Annotated in this window: 22 protein-coding genes; 19 read left to right on the forward strand and 3 right to left on the reverse strand. The window is 74.1% G+C overall.

Annotation, left to right across the window (positions count from 1 at the left end):
- Window positions 1–13: 13 nt before the first annotated feature.
- Entirely contained in the window at window positions 14–919 is a 906-nt protein-coding gene (locus ACGF13_RS15955; protein ID WP_392874552.1) for a polysaccharide deacetylase family protein, read from the reverse strand.
- A gap of 214 nt (window positions 920–1,133) precedes the next feature.
- On the opposite strand from ACGF13_RS15955, the gene ACGF13_RS15960 reads away from it, so the two are divergent.
- From ACGF13_RS15960 to ACGF13_RS15970, 3 genes are all read left to right on the forward strand, one after another.
- Entirely contained in the window at window positions 1,134–2,018 is an 885-nt protein-coding gene (locus tag ACGF13_RS15960; RefSeq protein WP_392874555.1) for an SAM-dependent methyltransferase, read from the forward strand.
- Between the two features lie 135 nt (window positions 2,019–2,153).
- Window positions 2,154–2,708 (forward strand): HD domain-containing protein, encoded by a 555-nt coding sequence (locus ACGF13_RS15965; protein WP_392874558.1) that lies wholly within the window; start codon window positions 2,154–2,156, stop codon window positions 2,706–2,708.
- Between the two features lie 45 nt (window positions 2,709–2,753).
- On the forward strand, window positions 2,754–3,260 hold the full coding sequence (locus tag ACGF13_RS15970; protein ID WP_392874561.1) for an FBP domain-containing protein: 507 nt from the start codon (window positions 2,754–2,756) through the stop codon (window positions 3,258–3,260).
- Window positions 3,261–3,356: 96 nt separating this feature from the next.
- Here the strand turns inward: ACGF13_RS15970 and ACGF13_RS15975 are convergent, their stop codons facing one another.
- Both ACGF13_RS15975 and ACGF13_RS15980 read right to left on the reverse strand, forming a co-directional pair.
- Window positions 3,357–3,731 carry an RNA-binding S4 domain-containing protein gene (locus ACGF13_RS15975; protein ID WP_392874564.1) on the reverse strand — a complete coding sequence of 125 codons (375 nt, stop codon included), beginning with the start codon at window positions 3,729–3,731 and terminating at the stop codon, window positions 3,357–3,359.
- A gap of 36 nt (window positions 3,732–3,767) precedes the next feature.
- Window positions 3,768–4,172, reverse strand: a complete 405-nt coding sequence (locus tag ACGF13_RS15980) for a VOC family protein (RefSeq protein WP_392874567.1) — start codon at window positions 4,170–4,172, stop codon at window positions 3,768–3,770.
- An 82-nt stretch (window positions 4,173–4,254) separates the two neighbouring features.
- On the opposite strand from ACGF13_RS15980, the gene ACGF13_RS15985 reads away from it, so the two are divergent.
- From ACGF13_RS15985 to cobA, 16 genes are all read left to right on the forward strand, one after another.
- Entirely contained in the window at window positions 4,255–5,466 is a 1,212-nt protein-coding gene (locus tag ACGF13_RS15985) for a methyltransferase (protein WP_392874570.1), read from the forward strand.
- Window positions 5,467–5,560: 94 nt separating this feature from the next.
- Window positions 5,561–6,589, forward strand: coding sequence for an N-acetyl-gamma-glutamyl-phosphate reductase (gene argC, locus ACGF13_RS15990; RefSeq protein ID WP_392874573.1), 1,029 nt, complete (start codon window positions 5,561–5,563; stop codon window positions 6,587–6,589).
- A complete protein-coding gene (argJ, locus tag ACGF13_RS15995; RefSeq protein WP_392874576.1) occupies window positions 6,586–7,758 on the forward strand; it encodes a bifunctional glutamate N-acetyltransferase/amino-acid acetyltransferase ArgJ in 1,173 nt (390 codons plus the stop codon). The genes argC and argJ overlap by 4 nt, the downstream gene beginning before the upstream one ends.
- A gap of 206 nt (window positions 7,759–7,964) precedes the next feature.
- Entirely contained in the window at window positions 7,965–8,840 is an 876-nt protein-coding gene (argB, locus tag ACGF13_RS16000) for an acetylglutamate kinase (RefSeq protein WP_392875762.1), read from the forward strand.
- The gene (locus ACGF13_RS16005; protein ID WP_392874579.1) at window positions 8,837–10,069 is read left to right on the forward strand and encodes an acetylornithine transaminase; all 1,233 of its coding nucleotides are present in this window, start codon (window positions 8,837–8,839) and stop codon (window positions 10,067–10,069) included. Before argB ends, ACGF13_RS16005 begins: the two co-directional genes overlap by 4 nt.
- A gap of 23 nt (window positions 10,070–10,092) precedes the next feature.
- Window positions 10,093–10,641, forward strand: coding sequence for an arginine repressor (locus ACGF13_RS16010; protein WP_360343103.1), 549 nt, complete (start codon window positions 10,093–10,095; stop codon window positions 10,639–10,641).
- A gap of 114 nt (window positions 10,642–10,755) precedes the next feature.
- Complete coding sequence (gene argH / locus ACGF13_RS16015; protein ID WP_392874583.1) at window positions 10,756–12,180, forward strand: argininosuccinate lyase; 1,425 nt, start codon at window positions 10,756–10,758, stop codon at window positions 12,178–12,180.
- A 127-nt stretch (window positions 12,181–12,307) separates the two neighbouring features.
- On the forward strand, window positions 12,308–12,565 hold the full coding sequence (locus ACGF13_RS16020) for a hypothetical protein (protein WP_392874586.1): 258 nt from the start codon (window positions 12,308–12,310) through the stop codon (window positions 12,563–12,565).
- A 207-nt stretch (window positions 12,566–12,772) separates the two neighbouring features.
- A complete protein-coding gene (locus ACGF13_RS16025; protein ID WP_392874589.1) occupies window positions 12,773–13,279 on the forward strand; it encodes a GNAT family N-acetyltransferase in 507 nt (168 codons plus the stop codon).
- 545 nt (window positions 13,280–13,824) lie between these two features.
- Complete coding sequence (locus tag ACGF13_RS16030) at window positions 13,825–14,865, forward strand: methionine ABC transporter ATP-binding protein (RefSeq protein ID WP_392874592.1); 1,041 nt, start codon at window positions 13,825–13,827, stop codon at window positions 14,863–14,865.
- The gene (locus tag ACGF13_RS16035; protein WP_392874595.1) at window positions 14,862–15,593 is read left to right on the forward strand and encodes a methionine ABC transporter permease; all 732 of its coding nucleotides are present in this window, start codon (window positions 14,862–14,864) and stop codon (window positions 15,591–15,593) included. Before ACGF13_RS16030 ends, ACGF13_RS16035 begins: the two co-directional genes overlap by 4 nt.
- A gap of 57 nt (window positions 15,594–15,650) precedes the next feature.
- On the forward strand, window positions 15,651–16,475 hold the full coding sequence (locus ACGF13_RS16040; RefSeq protein ID WP_392874598.1) for a MetQ/NlpA family ABC transporter substrate-binding protein: 825 nt from the start codon (window positions 15,651–15,653) through the stop codon (window positions 16,473–16,475).
- A gap of 197 nt (window positions 16,476–16,672) precedes the next feature.
- Window positions 16,673–17,335, forward strand: a complete 663-nt coding sequence (locus ACGF13_RS16045; protein ID WP_392874601.1) for a GNAT family N-acetyltransferase — start codon at window positions 16,673–16,675, stop codon at window positions 17,333–17,335.
- Between the two features lie 139 nt (window positions 17,336–17,474).
- A complete protein-coding gene (gene cbiE, locus ACGF13_RS16050) occupies window positions 17,475–18,731 on the forward strand; it encodes a precorrin-6y C5,15-methyltransferase (decarboxylating) subunit CbiE (RefSeq protein ID WP_392874604.1) in 1,257 nt (418 codons plus the stop codon).
- Window positions 18,732–19,214: 483 nt separating this feature from the next.
- On the forward strand, window positions 19,215–23,138 hold the full coding sequence (gene cobT, locus ACGF13_RS16055; RefSeq protein WP_392874607.1) for a nicotinate-nucleotide--dimethylbenzimidazole phosphoribosyltransferase: 3,924 nt from the start codon (window positions 19,215–19,217) through the stop codon (window positions 23,136–23,138).
- A 107-nt stretch (window positions 23,139–23,245) separates the two neighbouring features.
- Window positions 23,246–24,493 carry a uroporphyrinogen-III C-methyltransferase gene (gene cobA / locus ACGF13_RS16060; protein ID WP_392874610.1) on the forward strand — a complete coding sequence of 416 codons (1,248 nt, stop codon included), beginning with the start codon at window positions 23,246–23,248 and terminating at the stop codon, window positions 24,491–24,493.
- Window positions 24,494–24,533: the final 40 nt, after the last annotated feature.

A 24,533-nucleotide genomic window follows, 5' to 3' on the forward strand; every position in this document is an offset into this window, starting at 1 on the left:
CCGGGGCCGGGGGTCAGGCGCAGAGCTGGCTGGCGGTCACCGGCTTGAGCCCCGCCTTGGCCAGGCCGTCCAGGATCGCGGGCAGCGCGTCCGCCGTGCACTGGTGCCCCATGTGCAGTGCCACCACCGAGCCGCCGCGCGCCGAGTTCAGTACCCGGCGCTGCAGCTCGGCGGCCGAGGGGTCGTTGTAGTCGCGCGGGTCCACGTCGAAGGACAGCACGTGCTCGTACCCGACCGCCTTGGCCTGCTCGCGCACCATCGGGGTGGCGTACTGCGCGGCGGAGGGGCGGAACCAGCGGCCGATCGAGCCGGTGAGCTTCTGCAGGCGCTCCGCGCACTGGGCGATCTCGGCACGGGCCTGCTCCGGTGTCATGGCCGAGATGTTGAGGTGGTTCTGGGTGTGGTTGCCCAGCTCGTGGCCGCCGTCCAGGATCCGCCGGGCCATCTGCGGCTGCTGGTCGAGCCAGCTGCCGACGACCATCACGGTCAGCCTGGCACCGCGCTGCTCGGCGACCTCCAGCAGCGCGGTGGCCAGCTTCGGGTCGCCGCTGCCGTGGAAGGTGAGCGCCACGTTCCTGCCGGTGCGCGGCCCGTACGCGACCTCGACCGGGGTGCCCGGCGCGAGCGGCGGCAGCACCGGCGGGGCCGGCGGGGTGGACGGCTGGGCGGCGGCGGTCGGCTCGCCGTCGGGCCCGGCTTCCGCCGGGTCGGCGGGCGTGGCGGAGGCCGGGCCCTCGCCGCCGCTCCAGGCCGGGTCGGTGGTGTGCTGCGGGTCCACGGTGCCGGGGTGCGCGGCCAGCGCCCCCGGGTCGGCCCGGCGGAGGTTCCCGGTGCCGCAGGCGGTGAGCAGGCCGCCCGCGGCGGCGAGGGCGGCGAGGCGGACGGTGGAGCGCAGTACGGTGCGGCGGTCGGCAGTCATCGGCAGCCAGCATAGAGAGGACGGCTCCGGCGGGCGATCCGGTCCGTCCGGTCGGCCGGACCGGCCTTGACGTGCACACACTCTGTCACCGGCAGTTGCGTAAACCTGAACTCCCGCTGTTTCCGCGCCGTGTCCTTGGATACGATCACCGCGCACCGCGTGTTGACAGGCGGTGGCCAAACTCTTCCGGTATTGCGCATTGGGGGCGGACAGGATGTACGAGGACGGCGCGGCGACCGGCCGGGGCACGGACACCGAGTGGGACTGGGCCAGAACCGACGACTGGCAGCCGCCGAGCGAGCTGGACACCGGCGTCCCGCACACCGCCCGGATGTACGACTACTACCTCGGCGGCAAGGACAACTTCGAGGCCGACCGCAAGGCCGCCCAGGCCGCGATAGCCGCCTACCCCGCGCTGCCGCTGCTGGCCCGCACCAACCGGCAGTTCCTCGGCCGCGCCGTGGAGTTCGTGGCGGGCCGGGGCGTGCGCCAGTTCGTCGACATCGGCACCGGCATCCCGGCCGTCGGCTCCACCAGCGAGGTCGCCCAGCGGGTCGCCCCGGACGCCCGGGTGGTGTACGTGGACAACGACCCGATCGTCGCCACCCACGCCCGCGCCCTGCTGGCGAGCCACCCCGCCGGGCACACCTCGGTGATCGAGGCCGACCTGCGGGACCCGGCCGCGATCCTCGGCCACCCCGCGCTGGCCGGCGCCGTCGACCTCTCCCAGCCGGTCGCGCTGATGCTCGTCGCCGTGCTGCACTTCATCCGGGACGAGGAGGGCGCCCAGCAGATCGTCCACACCCTGCGCGACGCGCTCGCCCCCGGCAGCGCGCTGATCCTCTCCCACGGCAGCCCGGACTTCGCCTCCCGCGAGAGCGCCTCCGAGGGCACCCGCATCTACCGCAGCGCCAGCGCCCCGCTCGTGCTGCGCCCTCGCGCCGGCGTCGAGCCCTTCTTCGGCGACTTCGAGTTCGCCGGCCCCGGGCTCGTCCAGCTCCCGCTCTGGCGCCCCACCGCGGGCCACGTCCCCACCACCGAACTCCCCGAGGGCTGGCAGGACGTGTCGGCGTACGCCGGCGTCGCCTTCAAGAAGTGACCTCAGCCGGCCTCCGGTAGTTCTCGGTCGTCCGCTCAGGTCCGGTCCCGGCGCCCCCCTCCTACGCCGGGACCGGACCGTCGAAGCCTACGGACCCCCACTGACAGTCCCTCACCGTCCCGGCTACCCTGCGGCGTGACCGCCACCGCCCTGCCGCCGCTTCCCCCGGACGTCGCCGAACTGCTGCGCGCCCTCGACGCCCCGCCCCGCCTGGTCGCCCACCTCGCCCTGGTGCACGAAGTGGCCGAGGAGATCACCGGGTTCTGCGCCCGCGAGGGCCTGGTCTTCGACCGCGAGGCCGTCCTCTACGGTGCCGCCACCCACGACATCGGCAAGACCGTCCACCCCGAGGAGCTCTCCGCCCCCGGCTCCCGGCACGAGCCCGCCGGACACGCCCTGCTGCTCGCCCACGGCGTCCCCGAGCACCTCGCCCGCTTCGCCCGCACCCACGCGAGCTGGGACGGCCCCGGTGTCACCGTCGAGTCACTGCTGGTCAGCCTGGCCGACAAGGCCTGGAAGGACAGGCGGGTCCGGGACCTGGAGGACCTGGTGGTCGAGCGCCTCGCCGCCGCCGGCGGGCGGGAGCGCTGGGAGGCCTTCCTCGCCCTGGACGACCTGCTCACCCGGATCGGCGAGGACGCCCCGCGCCGGCTCGCCGTCCAGGCCGCCCACCCGGTGCGGACCGGGTGAAAATCGGAGCGACACGGCCGGTCGGCGGGTGTTAGCTTCCGCGGCATGGAATCCCTGGGTGAGAACGAGATCCGCGCGTCCTTCGTCAACTGCTCCAAGGGCGAGGCCCGTCGGCTCAACCTGCCCCGGGGCCTGGCCGAACTGCCCTGGGAGAACCTGGACTTCCTCGGCTGGCGGGACCAGGGCGCGCCCGATCGGGCGTACCTGGTGGCGCCGTACGGGGGCGAGCTGGTCGGCGTGACGCTGCGCTCGCCGGTGATCCGGCGCAGCCTGACCAAGACCAACGTGTGCTCGCTGTGCATCACCGCGCACGCCGGGTCGGGGGTGGCGCTGCTCGCCGCCCGCCGGGCCGGGGTGGCCGGGCGCGAGGGCAACACGGTCGGCACCTACATCTGCGCCGACCTCGCCTGCTCGCTCTACGTGCGCGGGCTGAAGAAGTCCACCCTGGTCACCCGGCCCGACGAGTCGCTGCCGCTGGAGCTGCAGATCGACCGTACGGTGGCCAACCTCGACGGCTTCCTCGCCAGGGTGCTCGCCACCGCGGCCGCGTAACGGCTTCGCGGCTCTTCCGCGGCTCTTCCGCGGCTCTTCCGCACCCGAGGCCCTCCGCACCCGAGACCCCGGCGTCCGGGGCCGCTCGGTGCCCGCTCAGTGCCCGCGCAGCTGGTCCAGTTCGCGGCGCTCCCGCTTGGTCGGCCGCCCGGTCCCGCGGTCCCGGGTCCCGGCCGCCGCGACGAACTCGCGCGGCGGCCGCGGCGGGCTGTTGTCGACCAGGCACTCCGCCGCGACCGCGGCGCCGACCCGCTTGCGGATCAACTGCCGCACGACCACGACCCGCTCGTACCCCTCCTCGCGGACCCGCACCTCGTCGCCGGGCTTCAGTGCCTGCGCGGGCTTGGCCCGCTCGCCGTTCACCTTGACGTGCCCGGCGCGGCAGGCGGCCGCCGCCAGCGCCCGCGTCTTGACCAGCCGGACCGACCAGATCCAGCTGTCCACCCGGACGCTTCCCTCGTGTTCAGCCATCCTCGGAGCCTACCCAAGGCCGGGGGCCGGTCCGCCCTACGCGGCGCGCGGCGCCTCCTGGACCGCCCAGCCGTTCCCGTCCGGGTCGTTGAAGAACACGAAGTTGTTCCAGGCCTCGCCGTGCCCGTCGACCCGGCCTCCCGCCACGAAGTGCTGGACCGGGCTGACCTGCACGCCCCTGGCCTGCAGCTCGGCGTGCGCCCGCTCGATGTCGGGCACCACCAGCTGGAGCCCCTTGACCGATCCGGGCGGCGAGTCGATCACGCCCTCGCCCACCACGATCGAGCAGGGCGAGCCGGGGGGCGTCAGCTGGACCACCCGGACCCCGTCCCGCAGCAGGGTGTCGTGGTTGACGGTGAACCCGGCCTGCTCCTCGTAGAAGAGCTTCGAGCGGTCCACGTCGGACACCGGGACCACCACGACTTCGAGTTTCCACTCCATCGCCCTCACCCCTCTCGGTCGGGCCCCTTCCAGTATCCGTCCGTAATCGCCGCCGGGGGCCGTCGGATAGCCTGAGAACACGATGAATCCCCAGACCACGCCCGCCGCGACCCCGCCGGACACCGCCTTCGCCACCCCGTGGGGCACCTTCGAACTCACCCGCTTCCCCGAGGATCCGCGCGAGCGGCTGCGGGCCTGGGACGCCGCCGACGAGTACCTGCTGCGCCACCTCGCGGGCGAGGCGGACAGCGCGGCCGGCGCCGCGACCGGGCTGGCCGGCCGCACGGTCGCCGTCCTCGGCGACCGCTGGGGCGCGCTGACCACCGCGCTCGCCGACCACCGACCGTTCCAGATCACCGACTCCCACCTCGGCCGCCGGGCCACCCTGGCCAACCTGGCCCGGGCCGGCGCCGCCGTCGACGAGTCCCGGCTGCTCACCACCCGGGACACCCCGCCGGAGCGGATCGACGTGCTGCTGGTGCGCGTCCCCAAGAGCCTGGCCCTGCTGGAGGACCAGCTGCACCGGCTCGCCCCCGCCCTCCACGAGGACACGGTGGTGATCGGCACCGGCATGGTCACCGAGATCCACACCTCCACGCTCCGGCTCTTCGAGCGGATCCTCGGCCCGACCCGCACCTCGCTGGCCGCCCGCAAGGCCCGGCTGATCTTCTGCACCCCCGACCGGGCGCTCGACCCCGGCCCCAACCCGTGGCCGCACCGCTACGCGCTGCCCCCGGACATCGGCCCGGTCTCCGGCCGCACCGTCGTCAACCACGCGGGCACCTTCTGCGCCGATCGGCTGGACATCGGCACCCGCTTCCTCCTCGCCCACCTGCCCGTCCCCGCCCCGGGCGCCCGTGTGGTGGACCTGGGCTGCGGCAACGGCGTGGTCGGTACGGCCGCCGCGCTGGCCGGGCCCGGCGCGGAGCTGGTGTTCGTGGACGAGTCGCACCAGGCGGTGGCCTCCGCCGAGGAGACCTTCCGCACCAACCTGGGCCCGGACGCCGCGGCCGAGTTCCTGACCGCCGACGCCCTGGCCGCGGACGCGGTGGCGCCCGGCTCGGTGGACCTGGTGCTCAACAACCCGCCGTTCCACTCCCACCAGGCCACCACCGACGCCACCGCCCGGCGGATGTTCACCGGCGCCAAGCGGGCGCTGCGGCCCGGCGGGGAGCTCTGGGTGGTCGGCAACCGCCACCTCGGCTACCACGTCAAGCTGCGCCGTCTCTTCGGCAACTGCCAACTCGTCGCCGGGAACCCCAAGTTCGTGGTGCTGCGAGCCGTGAAGCGCTGACCCCGCCGCCCCGCCCCGGCGGAGGTCCGGCGCGAACTCCTTGCATGAATTTTCCACCGCGCGTATATTCATGCCAAGACGAAGGAGGAACGCCATGGCATTGCGAGTCGCCGTCGCCGGCGCGAGCGGTTATGCGGGCGGCGAGGTGCTGCGCCTGCTGCTCGGCCACCCGGAGGTGGAGATCGGGGCGCTGACCGGCGGCTCGAACGCGGGCACCAGGCTGGGCACGCTCCAGCCGCACCTCCTCCCGCTCGCCGACCGCGTCCTCGAGGCCACCACCCCCGAGGTGCTGGCCGACCACGACGTGGTGTTCCTGGCGCTGCCGCACGGTCAGTCCGCGGCCGTCGCCGAGGAGCTCGGCCCGAACGTCCTGGTGATCGACTGCGGCGCCGACTTCCGGCTCAAGGCCGCCACCGACTGGGAGCAGTTCTACGGCTCCGCGCACGCCGGCACCTGGCCCTACGGCCTGCCCGAACTCCCCGGCCACCGCGCCGCGTTGAAGGGCAGCAACCGGATCGCCGTACCCGGCTGCTACCCGACGGCCGTCTCCCTCGCGCTGTTCCCCGCATACGCCGCGCAGCTCGCCGAACCGGAGGCCGTGGTGGTCGCCGCCTCCGGCACCTCCGGCGCCGGCAAGGCCGCCAAGCCGCACCTGCTGGGCAGCGAGGTGATGGGCAGCGTCAGCCCGTACGGCGTCGGCGGCGTCCACCGGCACACCCCGGAGATGGCCCAGAACCTCTCCCCGCTGGCGGGCGAGCCGGTCACCGTCTCCTTCACCCCCACCCTCGTCCCGATGCCGCGCGGCATCCTCGCCACCTGCTCGGCCAAGGCCAGGCCCGGGGTGACGGCGCAGAGCCTGCGCGCCGCGTACGCCGAGGCCTTCGCGGACGAGCCCTTCGTCCACCTGCTGCCCGAGGGGCAGTGGCCGCAGACCAGCAGCGTCTACGGCGCCAACACCGCCCTGGTCCAGGTCGCCCTGGACGCCGCCGCCGGGCGGATCATCGCGATCAGCGCGATCGACAACCTGGTCAAGGGCACCGCCGGCGGCGCGGTGCAGAGCATGAACATCGCCCTCGGTCTGCCCGAGGAGCTCGGCCTTCCCGTGAACGGAGTCGCACCGTGAGCAAGAGCACGAACGTCGGAGTGACCGCCGCCAAGGGCTTCCGGGCCGCCGGCGTGACCGCGGGCATCAAGGCCTCCGGCACCCCCGACCTCGCCCTGGTGGTCAACGACGGCCCTTCGCTCGCCGCGGCCGGCGTCTTCACCGCCAACCGGGTCAAGGCGGCACCGGTGCTCTGGTCCGAGCAGGTCCTCAAGGGCGGCCGGGTCTCCGCCGTCGTCCTCAACTCCGGTGGCGCCAACGCCTGCACCGGCCCGCTCGGCTTCCAGGACACCCACGCCACCGCGGAGAAGGTCGCCGCCGAGCTGGGCCTGAACGCGGGCGAGGTCGCCGTCGCCTCCACCGGCCTGATCGGCGTACGGCTGCCGATGGACATCCTGCTCCCCGGGGTCGCGCTCGCCGCCGGCGAACTCGGCGAGGACGGCGGCGAGGCCGCCGCGATCGCCATCAAGACCACCGACACGGTGCACAAGACCGCCCAGTACACCAGCCCGGCCGGCTGGACGGTCGGCGGCATGGCCAAGGGCGCGGGCATGCTCGCCCCGAGCCTCGCCACCATGCTGGTCGTCCTCACCACCGACGCCGATCTGGACGGCGCCGCCCTGGACACCGCGCTGCGCGGCGCCACCCGCACCACCTTCGACCGGATCGACTCCGACGGCTGCATGTCGACCAACGACACCGTGCTGCTGCTCGCCTCCGCCGCCTCCGGCGTCACCCCGGAGCAGACCGAGTTCGCCGAGGCCGTCCGCACGGTCAGCGCCGACCTGGCCCGTCAGCTGATCGGCGACGCCGAGGGCGCGAGCAAGGAGATCCGGATCGACGTCACCGGCGCCGCCACCGAGGACGAGGCGGTCGAGGTCGCCCGGACGATCAGCCGCAACAACCTGCTCAAGTGCGCCATCCACGGCGAGGACCCCAACTGGGGCCGGGTGCTGGCCGCGATCGGCACCACCTCCGCCGCCTTCGACCCGAACGAGCTGGACGTCGCCATCAACGGCGTCTGGGTGTGCAAGTCCGGCGGCGTCGGCGAGGACCGCGACCTGGTGGACATGAAGGGCCGCGAGGTCGTCATCACGGCGAACCTCAACGCCGGCCCGGCGGGCGCCACGCTGTGGACCAACGACCTGACGGCCGACTACGTTCACGAGAACAGCGCCTACTCGACCTGACCGGCGTCACTTCGTCCGCGACACCCTGAGCCGCGACACCCTGAGCCGCGACACCCTGAGCCGCGACACCCTGAGCCGCGACACCCTGAGCCGCGACACCCCGAGTCGCGACACCCGATCCGCGACATCCGTTCCGACGAGGGAAACCCGTGCAGATCGCACCCAAGGGCGAACAGGCCCGCAACAACACCGCGTTGCCCAAGGCCATGACGCTGATCGAGGCGCTCCCGTGGCTGGAGCGCTTCCACGGCAAGACCGTCGTGATCAAGTTCGGCGGCAACGCCATGGTGGACGAGAGCCTCAAGGCCGCCTTCGCCCAGGACGTCGTCTTCCTCCGCTACGCCGGTCTGCACCCCGTCGTGGTGCACGGCGGCGGCCCCCAGATCAGCGCCCAACTCGACCGGCTGGGCCTGGAGTCGAGCTTCACCAACGGCCTGCGGGTCACCACCCCGGAGACCATGGACGTGGTCCGGATGGTGCTGGCCGGCCAGGTGCAGCGCGAGCTGGTCGGCCTGCTCAACGAGCACGGCCCGTTCGCCGTCGGCATGACCGGCGAGGACGCCCACACCATGACGGCGGTCAAGCGCTACGCGGTGGTGGACGGCGAGCAGGTCGACATCGGCCTGGTCGGCGACATCGTCAACATCGAGGCCGGCGCGGTGAAGGCGATGATCGCCGACGGCCGGATCCCGGTCATCTCCTCGATCGCCCGCGGCGCCGACGGCCACGTCTACAACATCAACGCGGACACCGCCGCCTCCGCGCTCGCGGTCGCGCTCGGCGCCGAGATGCTCGTCGTCCTCACCGACGTCGAGGGCCTCTACAAGGACTGGCCGAACTCCGACGACGTGATCAGCCAGCTCACCGCGACCGAGCTGGAGGAGCTGCTGCCCGACCTGGCCAGCGGCATGCTCCCCAAGATGGAGGGCTGCCTGCGGGCCGTCCGTTCCGGCGTGGGCACCGCCCGCGTGCTGGACGGCCGGGTCCAGCACAGCCTGCTGCTGGAGATCTTCACCGACGAGGGCATCGGCACGATGGTCGTGCCGGACGACGAGACGACCGTGATCGGGGGACTGGCATGACCGGCACGACCGGCGGCACCGGAGCGACCCACAACGAGCAGTTCACCGAGCGGTGGCAGCACTCCTTCACCGACAACTACGGCACCCCCCGCATCCCGCTGGTGCGCGGCGAGGGCAGCAAGCTCTGGGACGCCGACGGCAAGGAGTACACCGACCTGCTCGGCGGCATCGCCGTCAACGCCCTGGGCACCGCCCACCCGGCCGTCGTCGAGGCGGTGAGCCGGCAGATCGCCACCCTCGGCCACGTCTCCAACCTCTTCATGGCCGAGCCCACCATCGCCCTCGCCGAGCGGCTGCTGGAGCTGGACGGCCGCCCCGGCGGCCGGGTGTTCTTCTGCAACTCCGGCGCCGAGGCCAACGAGGCCGCCTTCAAGATCAGCCGGCGGACCGGCCGCACCCACCTGGTCGCCCTCCAGGGTGCCTTCCACGGCCGCACCATGGGCGCCCTCGCGCTCACCGGCCAGCCCGCCAAGCAGGACCCGTTCCGCCCGCTGCCCGGCGACGTCACCCACGTCCCGTTCGGTGACGTCGAGGCGCTGCGCGCGGCCGTCACCACCGAGACCGCGGCCGTCTTCCTGGAGCCGGTCCAGGGCGAGAACGGCGCGATCCCGCTGCCGGACGGCTACCTGAAGGCCGCCCGCGAGATCACCCGGGCCGCCGGCACCCTGCTGGTCCTGGACGAGATCCAGACCGGCGTCGGCCGCACCGGCCACTGGTTCGCCCACCAGGCGTACGAGGGCGTGGAGCCGGACGTGGTCACCCTGGCCAAGGCGCTCGGCGGCGGCCTGCCGATGGGTGCGGTGCTCGCCTTCGGGCCGGCCGCCGAGCTGCTCACCCCGGGCCAGCACGGCACCACCTTCGGCGGCAACCCGGTGGCCGCCGCGGCCGGGCTGGCGGTGCTGGACACCATCGAGTCCGAGGGCCTGCTGGAGCACGTCCGCAAGCTCGGCGAGCGGCTTCGCGACGGCGTCGAGGCGCTCGGCGACCCGCTGGTCTCGCACGTGCGCGGGGCGGGTCTGCTGCTCGGCATCGTGCTCACCGAGCCGGTATCGGCCAAGGTCCAGGCCGTCGCCCAGGAGGCGGGCTTCCTGGTCAACGCGGCCGTCCCGGACGCCGTCCGGCTGGCCCCGCCGCTGGTGCTGACCGAGCAGGAGGCGGACGCCTTCCTGGCCGCGCTGCCGGGCATCCTCCGGACGGTGCGCGAGAGCGCCCCGGCCGATGCGAGTTGACCGTTGTCCGGGAGAATAATCACATGACCGCTTCCCACTCCGGCCCGTCCGCCACCGGCCCGACGCCGCAGGTCCCGCAGACCCGCACCGCGCGCCACCGGCGGATCGTGGACCTGCTCACCCGCCAGCCCGTGCGTTCGCAGAGCCAGCTCGCCAAGCTGCTCGCCGACGACGGACTCGTGGTCACCCAGGCCACCCTCTCCCGGGACCTGGACGAGCTGGGCGCGGTCAAGATCCGCAACCGGGACGGCGCGCTGATCTACGCCGTCCCGGCCGAGGGCGGCGACCGCACGCCGCGCGCGCCGATGGGGGAGTCGGCCAGCGAGGGCCGGATGGCCCGGCTGGCCGGCGAGCTCATGGTCTCCGCGACGGCCTCCGGCAATCTGGTGGTGCTGCGCACCCCGCCGGGCGCCGCCCAGTTCCTGGCCTCGGCGATCGACCAGGCCGAGGTGTTCGAGATCATCGGCACCATCGCCGGCGACGACACCGTGCTGCTGATCAGCCGGGACCCGGCCGGCGGCCAGGCGCTCGCCGACCACCTCATGCAACTCGCCCAGGCGAAGGCGCAGTAGCGTTCCGACCCGAAGAACCCCGGCCTGACGGAGACCGTCCGGCCGGGGTTTGTTTTTCATACGGCGTCGTGCATACTTATGCCATCCACTGCACATGCATGAAGGAGCCACGCGATGACCGCCGAGCAGTCCTCCGACGTCCGCCTCTGGGGCGCGCGCTTCGCCGACGGCCCGTCCGAGGCGCTGGCCAGGCTCTCGGCCTCGGTCCACTTCGACTGGCGCCTCGCGCCGTACGACATCGCCGGCTCCAAGGCCCACGCCCGGGTCCTGCACAAGGCGGGCCTGCTCTCCGACGAGGAGCTGGCCGGCATGCTGGCCGGGCTGGACCAACTGCTCGCCGACGTCGAGGCGGGCACCTTCACCGGCACCGTCGCCGACGAGGACGTGCACACCGCCCTGGAGCGCGGCCTGCTGGAGCGCCTCGGCCCCGACCTCGGCGGCAAGCTGCGCGCCGGGCGCTCGCGCAACGACCAGATCGCCACCCTGTTCCGGATGTACCTGCGGGACCACGCGAAGACCATCGGCGGCCTGCTGCTCGACCTCCAGCAGGCCCTGGTCGGCCTCGCCGAGGCGCACCCGGACACCGCGATGCCGGGCCGCACCCACCTCCAGCACGCCCAGCCGGTGCTCTTCGCCCACCACGTCCTCGCGCACGTGCAGGCCCTCGGCCGGGACGCCGAGCGGCTGCGCCAGTGGGACGCCCGCACCGCCGTCTCGCCGTACGGCTCCGGCGCGCTGGCCGGCTCCTCGCTCGGCCTCGACCCGCAGGCCGTCGCCGCCGACCTCGGCTTCGAGGGCGGATCGGTCGGCAACTCCATCGACGGCACCGCCTCGCGCGACTTCGTCGCCGAGTTCGCCTTCGTGACCGCGATGATCGGCGTCAACCTCTCCCGGATCGCGGAGGAGGTGATCATCTGGAACACCAAGGAATTCGGCTTCATCACGCTGCACGACGCCTTCTCCACCGGCTCCTCGATCATGCCGCAGAAGAAGAACCCGGACATCGCCGAGCTCGCCCGCGGCAAGTCCGGCCGGCTGATCGGCAACCTGACCGGCCTGCTGGCCACCCTCAAGGCGCTGCCGCTCGCCTACAACCGGGACCTCCAGGAGGACAAGGAGCCGGTCTTCGACTCCTGCGACACGCTGGAGGTGCTGCTGCCCGCGTTCACCGGGATGATGGCCACCCTCACCGTGCACCGGGAGCGGCTCGAGGAGCTGGCCCCGGCCGGCTTCTCGCTCGCCACCGACATCGCCGAGTGGCTGGTCAAGCAGGGCGTGCCGTTCCGGGTCGCGCACGAGGTGGCCGGTGCCTGCGTCAAGGTCTGCGAGGCGGAGGGCATCGAGTTGTCCGACCTGACGGACGAGCAGTTCGCCGCGATCTCGGAGCACCTGACGCCCGAGGTGCGCTCGGTGCTCAACGTCCACGGAGCCATCGCCGCCCGCAGCGGGCGCGGCGGAACCGCCCCCTCGGCGGTCGCGGTCCAGCTCGCCGAGGTGAAGGCGGACCTGGCGCGGCAGCAGGAGTGGTCGCGGGGCTGAGCCCCGACCCGGGGGCCGATCCCCGGCGCGACGGGAGAGGGGCGCGGCGGTCCGACCGGCGCGCCCCTCCCGCGTCCGCGCCTCGGCCCGGGCGTAACCGGCCCCGTCCCGGACCGTCATGCACGGTGTGTGCACCGCCCTTCCACCCGTCCCCTCCGCCGAGGACGTCTACCTCGCCGAACACCGCCGCCGCGTGGTCCGCGAGACCGTCGCCGCCCTGCCCGGCCGCTGCCCGCAGCTGATCGCCGCGCTCGCCGAGGACCCGCCGCCCACCTACCGTGAACTCTCCGAGCGGCTCGACATGCCGCGCGGCTCGATCGGCCCCACCCGTTCCCGCTGTCTGGCCTGCCTGCGGATGCTGCTCCACGCGGAGCGGTACCCCTGACCGCGGGCCCGGACGACCGGGCGCGGCACACCCGGCCCGGCAGGTGACCCTCCTCACGTCCGCCCCCGCGAAGGTTGAGCGGAGCTGACACCCGGGTAGAGCGCTGGCGAACGCGGCTCTTGACGGTGGCGCGATCGCTCGGATACTGAGCGTGAGCGCGCGCCACCCTCTGCGCGCCGGGCACGACGACTGGGGAGGCCCCTCCACATGGGCATGAGCGTGATCATCTCGGCTGCTGAGGCCGAGGACGCGGAGCAGATCCTCAAGCTCCAGTACCTCGGCTACCAGCCCGAGGCCGAGCTGTACGGCGACTGGGCGATCGAGCCCCTGACGCAGAGCCTGGAGAGCCTGCGCGCCGAGCTGTCCGAGCAGCACTTCCTGGTGGCCCGGCTGGGCGACGAGGTGGTCGGCACCGTCCGCGGCCGGGTCGGCGCCGACGGTGTCGCCCGGATAGGGCGCCTGGTCGTCCACCCGCGGATGCAGCGCCACGGCCTCGGCGGCCGCCTGCTGGACGCGCTGGAGCGCCGCATCGCCCAGGACGGCCCGGTGAGCGCCTACCGGCTGTTCACCGGCCACCGCAGCCTCGGCAACCTGCGGCTGTACGCTCGACAGGGGTACCGGCAGACCGAGGTCGAGCAGGTCAACAGCCGGCTGAGCTTCGTCCACCTGGAGAAGCCCGCCGCGACCGCGACCGCGCTCGCCGCGACGGCCTGAGCCCGCCGCCCCGCGCCCGCCTCCCGGCGCCGCCACCATCCGGACCACCGGTGGCGGCGCCGAGTCATGTCTCCGCTGGTCAAGACGCCGCATGTCCGCATTGCGGACAGCTCGGCGAAAAGATTGGGCGGAATTCGACCCATCTGTTTTACTGGCTCACATGACTGCGACGACGAACTGGACCCCCACCGGCACCCTGCCGGCAGGTGAGCGTGCCATGTGTCGTCGAATGTGTCACTGCTGAGGGCCATCGCCCCCGGCACCCGCTGAAGGTGCCTCCCCCTCGCGCCCCGAAGCGAGACTCCGGCGCCGCTCCCGCCCGTGCGAGCGCGCCGTTCCTCCCGAACCCCTTCCTCGGCCGTGCCCGCCCACCCGCGGGCCGGGTGACTCGTCAGGGCCACGCCGTCGCGCGGCCCGGCCCTGCCACGGCCACGACCGAGGGAGTCGAGTCCGGATCCCCCCGGCGCAGCGCCGTGACACCGTCGACCGCACGCCGGTCGGACGGTCGATCCACGCCGCCCGCCCCCGACCCACGGAAAGCCGCTGTGATCACCACCACGGACCTGACGAAGGTCTACCGTTCCCGAGGCCGCGAGGTGACCGCCCTCGCCGGCGTCGACCTGCACGTCCGCCCGGGCGAGGTCTACGGAGTCGTCGGCACCAGCGGTGCCGGCAAGTCCACCCTCATCCGCTGCGTGAACATGCTGGAGCGCCCGACCTCCGGCACGGTCACCGTGGACGGGCTCGAGCTCACCGCGCTGTCCGGCGGCGAGAACCGGGCCGGCAGGGAACTGCGCGAGGCCCGCCGCCGGATCGGCATGGTCTTCCAGCACTTCAACCTGCTCTCCTCGCGGACCGTGCAGCAGAACGTCGAACTCCCGCTGGAGATCGTCGGACTGGACCGCACCGAGCGCCGCCGCAAGGCCGCCGAACTGCTCGACCTGGTCGGCCTCGGCGACAAGGCCCGCAGCTACCCGCACCAGCTCTCCGGCGGCCAGAAGCAGCGCGTCGGCATCGCCCGGGCGCTGGCCGGCGACCCCAAGGTGCTGCTCTCCGACGAGGCCACCTCGGCGCTCGACCCGGAGACCACCCGTTCGATCCTCAAGCTGCTGCGCGACCTCAACCAGCAGCTGGGCCTCACCGTCCTGCTGATCACCCACGAGATGGACGTCATCAAGTCCGTCTGCGACTCCGCCGCCCTGATGCGCGGCGGCCGGGTGGTCGAGTCCGGCGAACTCACGGACCTGCTGGCCCAGCCCGGTTCGGAGCTGGCCCGCGAGCTGTTCCCGCTCGGCGAGTTCGGCACCGGCCGCCCCGCCTCCACCGTGGTGGAGATCACCTTCCAGGGCGACAGCTCGGCCCAGCCGTTCGTCTCCCAGCTCGCCCGCACCTACCAGATCGACATCAACATCCTCGGCGCCGCGGTGGAGACCATCGCCGGCCGGACGGTCGGCCGGATGCGGGTCGAGCTTCCCGGCAGCCGCCAGGACAACGTGGTGCCGATCGGCTACCTGCGCGAGCAGGGCCTGCAGGTGGCCGTCCTCGACTCGGACGGCGTCGGTGTGACGAACGGAGCGGTGGCATGACCTGGGACCAGATGCAGGAGCTGATGTGGCCCGCCACCCTGGAGACCTTCCAGATGGTCGGCGTGTCGACCCTCTGCACCGTCCTCCTCGGACTGCCCCTCGGCATCCTGCTGGTGCTCACCTCCAAGGGCGGGGTGCTCCAGAACCAGCCGGTGAACAAGGTGCTCGGCGCGGTCGTGAACCTCACGCGCTCGATGCCGTTCATCATCCTGATGATCGCGCTGATCTCCTTCACCCGCTGGCTGACCGGCAACTCCCTCGGCTGGCAGGCGGCCACCGTGCCGCTGACCGTCGGCGCGATCCCGTTCTTCGCCCGGCTGGTCGAGACCTCCGTCCGTGAGGTCGACCGCGGCCTGGTCGAGGCCGTCCACGCGATGGGCGGCGGCACCTGGACCCTGGTCCGCAAGGTGCTGGTCCCCGAGGCCCTCCCCGGCATCGTCGCCTCCGTCACCACCACGGTCATCGCGCTGATCGGCTACTCCGCGATGGCCGGCACCGTCGGCGGCGGCGGCCTCGGCGACCTCGCCTACCGGTACGGCTACCTGCGGTTCGAGACCACCTTCATGTGGATCATCGTGGCGGAGATCGCGGTCATCGTCACCGTGATCCAGCTGGCCGGCGACTACGCCGTGCGCCGGCTGGGCAACCGCGGCCACGGCGGCGGACGCACCCGACTGCTGCGCAGCCGCCCCGCCGCCCCCGCCGACGAGGACCTCGTCGCCCCCTAGACCTCCCTCGTCCGACCCCGGACGCGGCTCCCCGTTCCACGCAGAAAGGCACTTTTCGTGCGCAACGCCCTGAAGTTCACCAGCATCCTCGCCACCGCCGGCGTCGCCCTCTCGCTCGCCGCCTGCGGCAGCTCCGGGTCCTCCTCCTCGGACCCGAACGCGCCGCTCAAGGTCGCGGCGACCCCGACGCCGCACGGCCAGATCCTGAAGTTCGTCAAGGACAACCTCGCGGAGAAGGCGGGCCTCAAGCTCGACATCAAGGAGGTCACCGACTACGTGACCCCCAACACGGCGGTGCAGGACGGTTCGGCCGACGCCAACTACTTCCAGCACCTGCCGTACCTGGAGGACTTCAACAAGAAGAACGGCACCGACCTCGTCTCGGTCGAGAACGTGCACCTGGAGCCGCTCGGCGCCTACTCCAAGAAGGTCAAGTCGCTCGCCGACCTGCCGGACGGCGCCACCGTGGGCCTGCCGAACGACGCCACCAACGAGGGCCGCGCACTCAAGCTGCTCGCCGACAACAAGCTCATCACCCTCAAGGACGGCGCCGGCACCGCCGCCACCCCGGCCGACGTCACGGGCAACCCGAAGAACCTCAAGTGGAAGGAGCTGGAGGCCGCCCAGCTGCCCCGCTCCTACTCCGACCTCGACGCCGCCGTCATCAACAGCAACTTCGCGATCCAGGCCGGCCTGAAGCCGACCACCGACGCCCTGGTGCTGGAGAAGGCCGAGAACAACCCGTACGCCAACATCCTGGTCGTCAAGAAGGGCAAGGAGAACGACCCGCGGGTGAAGAAGCTGGAAGAGCTGCTGCACTCCGACGAGGTCAAGAAGTACATCGCCGACACCTTCCAGGGCTCGGTCATCCCGGCCTCCTGAGCCGGACCCCGTCCGCGCCCCGATCCCGACCGGGCCCCCGCCGCACCTCGGCGGGGGCCCGGTCGGGCAGTATGCGGCAGGGACGCTCCGGCCGGCCGCGTTCTGACGTACCGTCGTGCGGGCGGCGCACCGCGTGGCATCCGGGGCACGACGGAGGCGTACGGTGTTGTGTTCACGACCCGGCGAGGAGAGACGGCATGGCAGCGAGCTTCCCCGAGACCGCCATCAGCACCGAACGGCTGCTGCTGCGCCCCCTGGCGGAGGACGACGCCCCCGGCCTGGCCACGATGATGGCCGACGACCTCGTCCTCGCCTGGACGGACCTGCCCCACCCCTTCACCGAGGCGTACGCGGCCGAGCTCGCCCGCACCCTCGCCCCCGCCCACCGGGCCGCCGGACGCGGCATCGTCTTCGCCGTCACCGAGCACCTGACCCAGCGCCTGGTCGGCCTGGTCGAGCTGCGCAACACCGACTGGCGGCTGCGCAGCACCGAGATCTCCTACGTCACCGCCGTCTGGGCGCGCGGCGAGGGCTACGCGCCGGAGGCCGTCCTCGGCGTCGCCCAGTGGCTGTTCGAGGACCGCGGCTTCCTGCGCCTGGAGCTGCGCACCGCCGCCGGGAACACCGCCGCCCAGCAGGTCGCCCAGAAGGTCGGCGGGATCAGCGAGGGCGTGCTGCGCAGCGCCTGGATAGTCCGCGGGGAGTCCGGCGAGGTGGTGGGGGCACCGCCCGGCCGCCAGGCCGGGGGAGAGAGCCGCAGCGACCTCATCCTGTGGAGCCTGCTCCCGGAGGACCTGGAGTCGCCCGAAGCGCACCGCGCCGGCTGGCACGGCGACCACCGCTACGTGCTGCGCGACTGATCGCCCCCGCCCTCGTTCACCCGGCACGCACATGTGTGCGAGATGTCGGGCTCCGGGGTACCACACCCGGTAGCCTCTGGACCGGCACCGCACGACAGCGGATCGAGTGGCGCACCGAGGCGAGGGAGAACGGCCGCAGATGGCTGACCGGATCACGGTCATCGGGTGGGACGGCACACCGCCGACCGAGGCCGCCGGCGCGGCCCTGGCCGCGGCGACCCTGGTGGCGGGCGCCCCCTACCAACTGAACGCGCTCCCGGTGCCGGAGTCCGCCGAGCGGATCACCCTCGGCAACGTCCGGCAGGCCGCCCGCAGGATCGCCGAGCACCGCGGCGCCGCCGTCGTGGTCGCCGAGGGCGACCCGGGCTTCTTCGGGGTGGTGCGCACCCTGCGCCGCCCCGAGTTCGGCCTCGAACTGGAGGTGCTGCCCGCCGTCTCCTCGGTGGCCGCCGCGTTCGCCCGGGCCGGCATGCCCTGGGAGGACGCCCAGGTGGTCAGCGCGCACGGCGGACGGCTGCGCCGCGCCGCCAACATCTGCCGGGCCCACCCCAAGGTCGCGGTGCTCACCGCGCCGGGCGCCGGGCCCGCCGAACTCGCCCTGATGCTGCGCGGGGTGCACCGGACCTTCGTGGTCTGCGAGGCCCTCGGCACCCCCGAGGAGGACGTCACCGTCCTCACCTCCGACCGGATCGCCGACCACGTGTGGCGCGACCCCAACGTGGTGCTGGTGATCGGCGGCGGCGCCCAGGCCGCGGCGGTGGACGAGGCGGCCGGCTGGCTCGCCGGGCGCCCGGTCGGTTACCCCGGCGTGGAACGCGGCTGGGCGCTCCCCGGTGACGCCTACACGGGCGCCGGGCGCACGGAAGGCGAGCCGGGCGCGCCCGAGGCACTCCCCGCCCATGTGCGCGCCCTGGTGCTGGCCCGTCTGGGTGCACGTCCCGGGGACCTGGTCTGGTCGGTCGGTGCCGGCAGCGGCGCCCTCGCCGTGGAGGCGGCCCGGTTCGGTGCCGCGGTGGTCGCGGTCGAGGGCTCCCGTTCGGCCTGCGCCCGGCTGACCGTCAACGCCCGCCGCTACGGCGTCGAGGTGGAGGCGGTGTACGGGAGCGGACCCGAGGTGCTGGGCGGCCTGCCGGAGCCGGACGCGGCCGTGGTGGAGTCCGGCGGCCTGGACGTGGTGCGCGCGGTGCTGGCCCGCCGGCCCGAGCGGTTCGTCGCACTGCCCCGGACCCTCGCCGAGGCGGAGGAGGTCCGCCGGGCGATCGCCGGGGCGGGGTACCGGGCGGACGGCGCGCTGCTCCAGGCGACCCCGCTGCGGCCGGTGGACGAGGGCGACGGGCTGGCACTGGGCACGGGCACGACCGGCGCGCTGGTGCTCTGGGGTGAGCAGATCGTGTGAAGGCCGTGGGCGCGCGCCGGTGCCGTCCGCTGCCGTCGACGGTGATCCAGGTCGCATCCGGACACCGATTCGAGAGGTGACCGCGCGGTGCCGGTAGTGTGACGTCCTGGGCGGCTGCATCGGTCGGCGACCCACCCGATTCGGTCGGTTTGTCACCTTTTTGACGTGGTGCAATCCGATTCCGCTCGGAGTGTGGGCAATTCGACGGGCCTCGTGCCGGACCTGGAGAATGCCGTAGGGTCCGGTGCGGTCGTGCCGGTTGCTCCGGGTTGTCGTTGTTTCAGACGATGTGCCGCCCCGTACGGGCGGTGCGCCGGGCCGGGGTGCCGCAGTGCGCCGGATGGACTTGGGCCGCAGCGCCACGGCGCGGCGGCCGCGTGTGGTTAGGGGCGGGTCGGTGCTGGTTCGGCCCGCGCGGATGGGCGCTGCGATCGGTGATCGTGTCGCCGAGGGCGCGGCAGCGGCCTGGAAGGAGCTTTGACAATGACCGATGGCGGCCACGTCCCGGGCGAGGGACTGCCCGAGCACCTGCACGCCGGGCCTGACCCGCTCGGCGGACCGGAGGGCGTCGCGGGCGTTGCACCCCTCCACGGCGTCGCGACGGACGGCGGGGTGATCCCCAACCCGGCGGCCCCGCTCGGCGGCGTCCCCGGTGCGATGCCCCCGGGCCCGGGTGTCATCCCGCCGCAGGGCCAGCACGGCTACGGCGTTCCCGGCGTGCCCCAGCCCGGTCACCCGGGCGAGGGCTGGGCCGTCGACCAGGGCGCCCCGCGCCCGGCCTTCCACTTCCTCGACCAGCCGGACGGGCTGGACGACGATGACGACGTGCTGCTGATGCCGGGCCCGCAGGGCTCCTGGGGCGAGCCCGCCGCGGCCGTCCCGGCCGATCAGATGCCGCTCGCGCTGCAGCAGGACGGCACCCCGGTCGAGCCGTCCTGGCCGCCGGTGGACCCGCCGGTGCTCGGCGCCGAGCACGCCGTCCAGCAGCAGCCCGTCCAGGTGCAGCCGCAGCAGCCGATGACGCAGGCTCAACAGCCGCGCCGGCCGCTGCACGCCGGTCCGCCGATCCCGGACCCGTCGCTGATGACCGGCCAGGTGCCGGTCCGCTCGCTGGCCGACCGCGGCCCCTCGCAGGGCGGCACGCCCGCGCACGGCATCCCGGTGGTCGGCCGCCCGCCGATGGCCGAGGCCGCCGCCCAGGCTCCGGCCGCCGCGCCGCAGGCCGTCCCGGTGGCGCCGGTCGCTCCGGTGGCCCAGGGGATCCCGGTCGTCGACGGGCAGCAGCTGCCGCAGACGCCGGACTTCCAGCAGGCCCACGGTGCCCAGCAGGTGCCGCTGGCCGCGCCGCCGGTCGAGACCGTGTTGGCCGTCGAGACGGTCGGGGCGATCGAGGTGATCGAGGTCGTCGAGCTGCCGGAGGCCGTCCAGGCCGCCCCGGCCCAGCCCGCGCAGGACGTGACGGCGGCCCAGGCCGCCGAGACCGTGGCGGTTGTCGAGACCGCAGCGGAGGCCGTCGCGGTCGCGCCGCAGGCCGTCGTGGCCGAGCAGGCCCAGCCGGCGGCCGGGGTTGCCGAGGCGCCCGTGGCCGAGGCCGTCGCCGTCGAGGGCGTCGCCGCTGAGGGCGCCGCCGTGCCCGCCGAGCAGCCCGAGGCCGTGGCCCCGGCCGGTCAGCCGCGCCGGATCTCCGCCTTCCTCGCCGCGCCCACCCCGCACGGCCTGCCCAAGGTCGAGGCGGCCCAGCAGGCTCCGGTCGTCCAGGAGGCGGCCCCGCAGGAGTCCGCGCCCATAGCGGCTGCCGAGGCCCCGCAGGCCGTGGAGACCGCCGAGGTCGTGGCGGGTACCGAGCCCGCCCCGGCTGTGGAAGCCGCCGAGGTCGTCGAGGCCGCTGAGCAGGCCCCCGTCGCCGGGGCCGCGCCGGAGGCCGTCGCTGAGCCGGTCGCGCAGACCGCCGCGGGCACCGGCGAGATGCCCTCCGGCCAGGCCGTCACCGAGCCCGTTGTCGCCGAGCCCGTCGCCGCCGAGCCCGTCGCCGCCGAGCCCGTCGCCGCCGAGCCCGTTGTCGCCGAGGCTGGGCAGCCGCAGCAGCAGGCCGAGGTCCCGGCCGAGCCGGTCGCGGAGCAGCCCGTGGAGGCGCCCGTGGAGGTGCCTGCGGAGGCCGACGCCACCGCCGTTGCCACCGCTGCCGAGCCGGCCGCCGAGGCACCGGCCGAGGCCGCCCCCGAAGCGGAGCCGGCGCAGCCCGCCGAAGCCGCCGAGGAGCCCGCCGCCGAGACCGCCGCGCCCGCCGAGGAGGCCGCACCCGCCGAGGGCGTCGCCGAGCAGCAGGCCGCCGCCCCCGAGGCCGAGACTCCCGCGGAGCAGCCCGCCGAGCCCGCCCGGACCCAGGCCCCGGCCGAGGTCGAGGCCGCCGTCGCCGAGCCCGTCCAGGAGCAGCCCGCCGAGGCCGAGCCCGTCGGCGAGCAGGCCGCCGAGGCGACGGCGGAGCCCGTCGAGCAGCCGCAGGCCGAGCAGCCCGCCGCCGAGACCCCCGCGGAGCAGGCCGCCGAGGCGTCCGAGGCCGCCGAGGCCGTCGCGGGGCAGCCCTCCGCAGAGGAGGCGCAGGAGGCCCAGGAGCAGCCGGAGCAGCAGCCCGAGGAGCCCGCCGAGCCGCGCGGCCCGGCCGCCCCCGGCTACGACGAGGCCGGCCGCGAGGCCGTCCACCAGGTGATCCGCGAGCGCCGCGACGTGCGCAACGGCTTCCGCCCGGACCCGATCCCGCACGAGGTGCTGATCCGCGTCCTGGAGGCCGCCCACACCGCGCCCAGCGTCGGCTACTCGCAGCCCTGGGACTTCGTGGTGATCCGCTCGGCGAAGACCCGCCGGCGGATGCACGCCCTGGCCGAGCGCCAGCGCGAGGCGTACGCGGACTCGCTGCCCAAGGGCCGGGCCAAGCAGTTCAAGGAAATCAAGATCGAGGCCATCCTCGACACCCCGGTCAACATCGTGGTGACCGCCGACCGTACCCGTGGCGGCCGGCACACCCTGGGCCGGCACACCCAGCCGCAGATGGCCCCGTACTCGGCCGCCCTGGCCGTGGAGAACCTCTGGCTGGCCGCCCGCGCCGAGGGCCTGGGCGTCGGCTGGGTGAGCTTCTTCGACGACGAGGAGCTGGTCCGCGAGCTCGGGCTGCCCGAGCACCTGGAGGTCGTCGCCTACCTGTGCGTCGGCTTCGTCGACGAGTTCCCGGACGAGCCCGAGCTGGAGCAGCAGGGCTGGGCCAAGAAGCGCCCGCTGTCCTGGGTCGTCCACGAGGAGCAGTACGGCAACCGCGCGCTGCCCGGCGAGGAGCCGCAGAGCCTGCTCGCCGAGACCCTGCGCGGCATCCGCCCGCTGGACGCCAAGGCGCTCGGCGAGGCCTGGGACCGGCAGAAGCGGATGACCAAGCCGGCCGGTTCGCTCGGCATGCTGGAGATCATCTCCGCCCAGCTGTGCGGGCTGTCCCGCAAGTGCCCGCCGCCGATCCCGGAGCCCGCCTGCGTGGCGGTCTTCGCGGCCGACCACGGCGTGCACGCCCAGGGCGTCAGCCCCTGGCCGCAGGAGGTGACCGCCCAGATGGTCGCCAACTTCCTGGCCGGGGGAGCGGTGATCAACTCCTTCGCCAAGCAGATCGGCACCGAGGTCTGCGTGGTCGACGTCGGCGTCGCCGCCGAACTGCCGGAGGCCGTCCAGCAGGGCCGCGCGACCGGTCTGCTGCCGCGCAAGGTCCGCCCCGGCACCGCCGACATGACCCAGGGCCCGGCGATGACCCGCGAGGAGGCCCTCAAGGCCATCGAGGTCGGCATCGAGACCGCCCGCGACCTGGTCGCGGCGGGCAACAAGGCGCTGATCACCGGCGACATGGGGATCGCCAACACCACCGCCTCGGCCGCCCTGATCTCGGTGTTCACCGGCCTCGACCCGGCCGAGGTCACCGGCCGCGGCACCGGCATCGACGACGAGACCCACGCCCGCAAGATCGAGGTCGTCCGCGCCGCGCTGGCCCTGCACCAGCCCGACCCGAGCGACCCGGTCGGCGTCCTCGCCGCCGTCGGCGGCCTGGAGCACGCCGCCCTGGCCGGCTTCCTGCTGGGCGCCGCCTCGCTGCGCACCCCGGTGGTCCTGGACGGCGTCATCGCCGGTTCGGCCGCGCTGGCCGCCAAGGCCATCGCCCCCGAGGTGCTCGCCGCGTGCATCGCCGGCCACCGCTCCGCCGAGCCCGGCCACCAGGCCGCGCTGGCGAAGCTCGGCCTGCGTCCGCTGATCGACCTGGACCTGCGGCTCGGCGAGGGCACCGGTGCCCTGCTGGCCCTGCCGCTGGTGCAGAGCGCTGCCCGGGCGATGCACGATGTAGCCACCTTCGACTCCGCCGGGGTCACCGAGAAGGCCTGAGGCATCCCGTCACCGCTCCGCGGACCGGCCCGAGGGCGCGCCGGACCGCGGAGCGGTGACGTGCCGTACCGTCCCCACACCCTCACCCCCGATCAGGAGCACCGCCGATGACCGCGCCCACCCCGCACCCGAGCACCGAGGGCCGCACCCCCTACCCGGTGGGCCTGCTGCTGGCCGGCCGCCGCGTCGTCGTGGTCGGGGGAGGCCAGGTCGCCCAGCGGCGGCTGCCCGCCCTGATCGCCACCGGCGCCGACCTGCACCTGATATCGCCCGCCACCACCCCGGCCGTCCAGGCCATGGCCGACGCCGGCGAGCTCACCTGGCACGCCCGCCCGTACCGGGACGGCGACCTGGCCGACACCTGGTACGCCCTGGTCGCCACCGACGACCCGGCCGTCAACGCGGCGGTCAGCGCCGAGGCCGAGCGCGAGCGGGTGTTCTGCTCCCGCAGCGACGACGCCGCCGCGGCCACCGCCTGGACCCCGGCCAGCGGCCGCGACGCGGGTGCCACCGTCGCCATCCTCACCGGCGACCCGCGCCACTCCGCCGCCCTGCGCGACGCCATCGTGGACGGCCTGCGGGACGGCTCGCTGGCCGCCCGCCAGTACCGCTCGCACGGCGCCGGCGTGGCCCTGGTCGGCGGCGGCCCCGGCGACCCGGACCTGATCACCGTGCGCGGCCGCCGGCTGCTCGCCGACGCCGACGTGGTCGTCGCCGACCGCCTCGCCCCGCGCGAGCTGCTCGCCGAACTGCCCGAGCACGTCGAGGTGATCGACGCCTCGAAGATCCCGTACGGCCGGTTCATGGCCCAGGAGGCGATCAACCGCACCCTGGTCGAGCACGCCAAGGCCGGCAAGTTCGTGGTCCGGCTCAAGGGCGGCGACCCGTACGTCTTCGGCCGCGGCGGCGAGGAACTGCTGGCCTGCGTGGAGGCCGGGCTGCCGGTCACCGTGGTGCCCGGGATCTCCAGCTCGATCAGCGTCCCCGCGGCGGCCGGCGTCCCGGTCACCCACCGCGGCATGACCCACGAGTTCACCGTGATCTCCGGCCACGTCGGCCCGGACGACGAGCGTTCGCTCACCAACTGGGAGGCCGCCGCGAAGATGAGCGGCACCCTGGTGCTGCTGATGGCCGTGGACAAGATCGGCGCGATCGCCGCCCGGCTGGTCGAGTACGGCCGTCCGGCGGACACCCCGGTCGCCGTCGTCCAGGAGGGCACCACCGCCGCCCAGCGCCGGGTGGACGCCAACCTGGGCACCGTCGCCGCAGTGGTCGAGGCCGAGGGCGTCAAGCCCCCGGCGGTCATCGTCGTCGGCGACGTCGTCAACGTGCTGGCCGCGGCCTTCCAGCCGTAAGGCCGCACGGGAGCGGTCCCCCCCAGGAGTAGGAAGTCGG

Origin of the sequence: Kitasatospora sp. NPDC048286, assembly GCF_043201735.1 — a bacterium.
Classification (GTDB): domain Bacteria; phylum Actinomycetota; class Actinomycetes; order Streptomycetales; family Streptomycetaceae; genus Kitasatospora.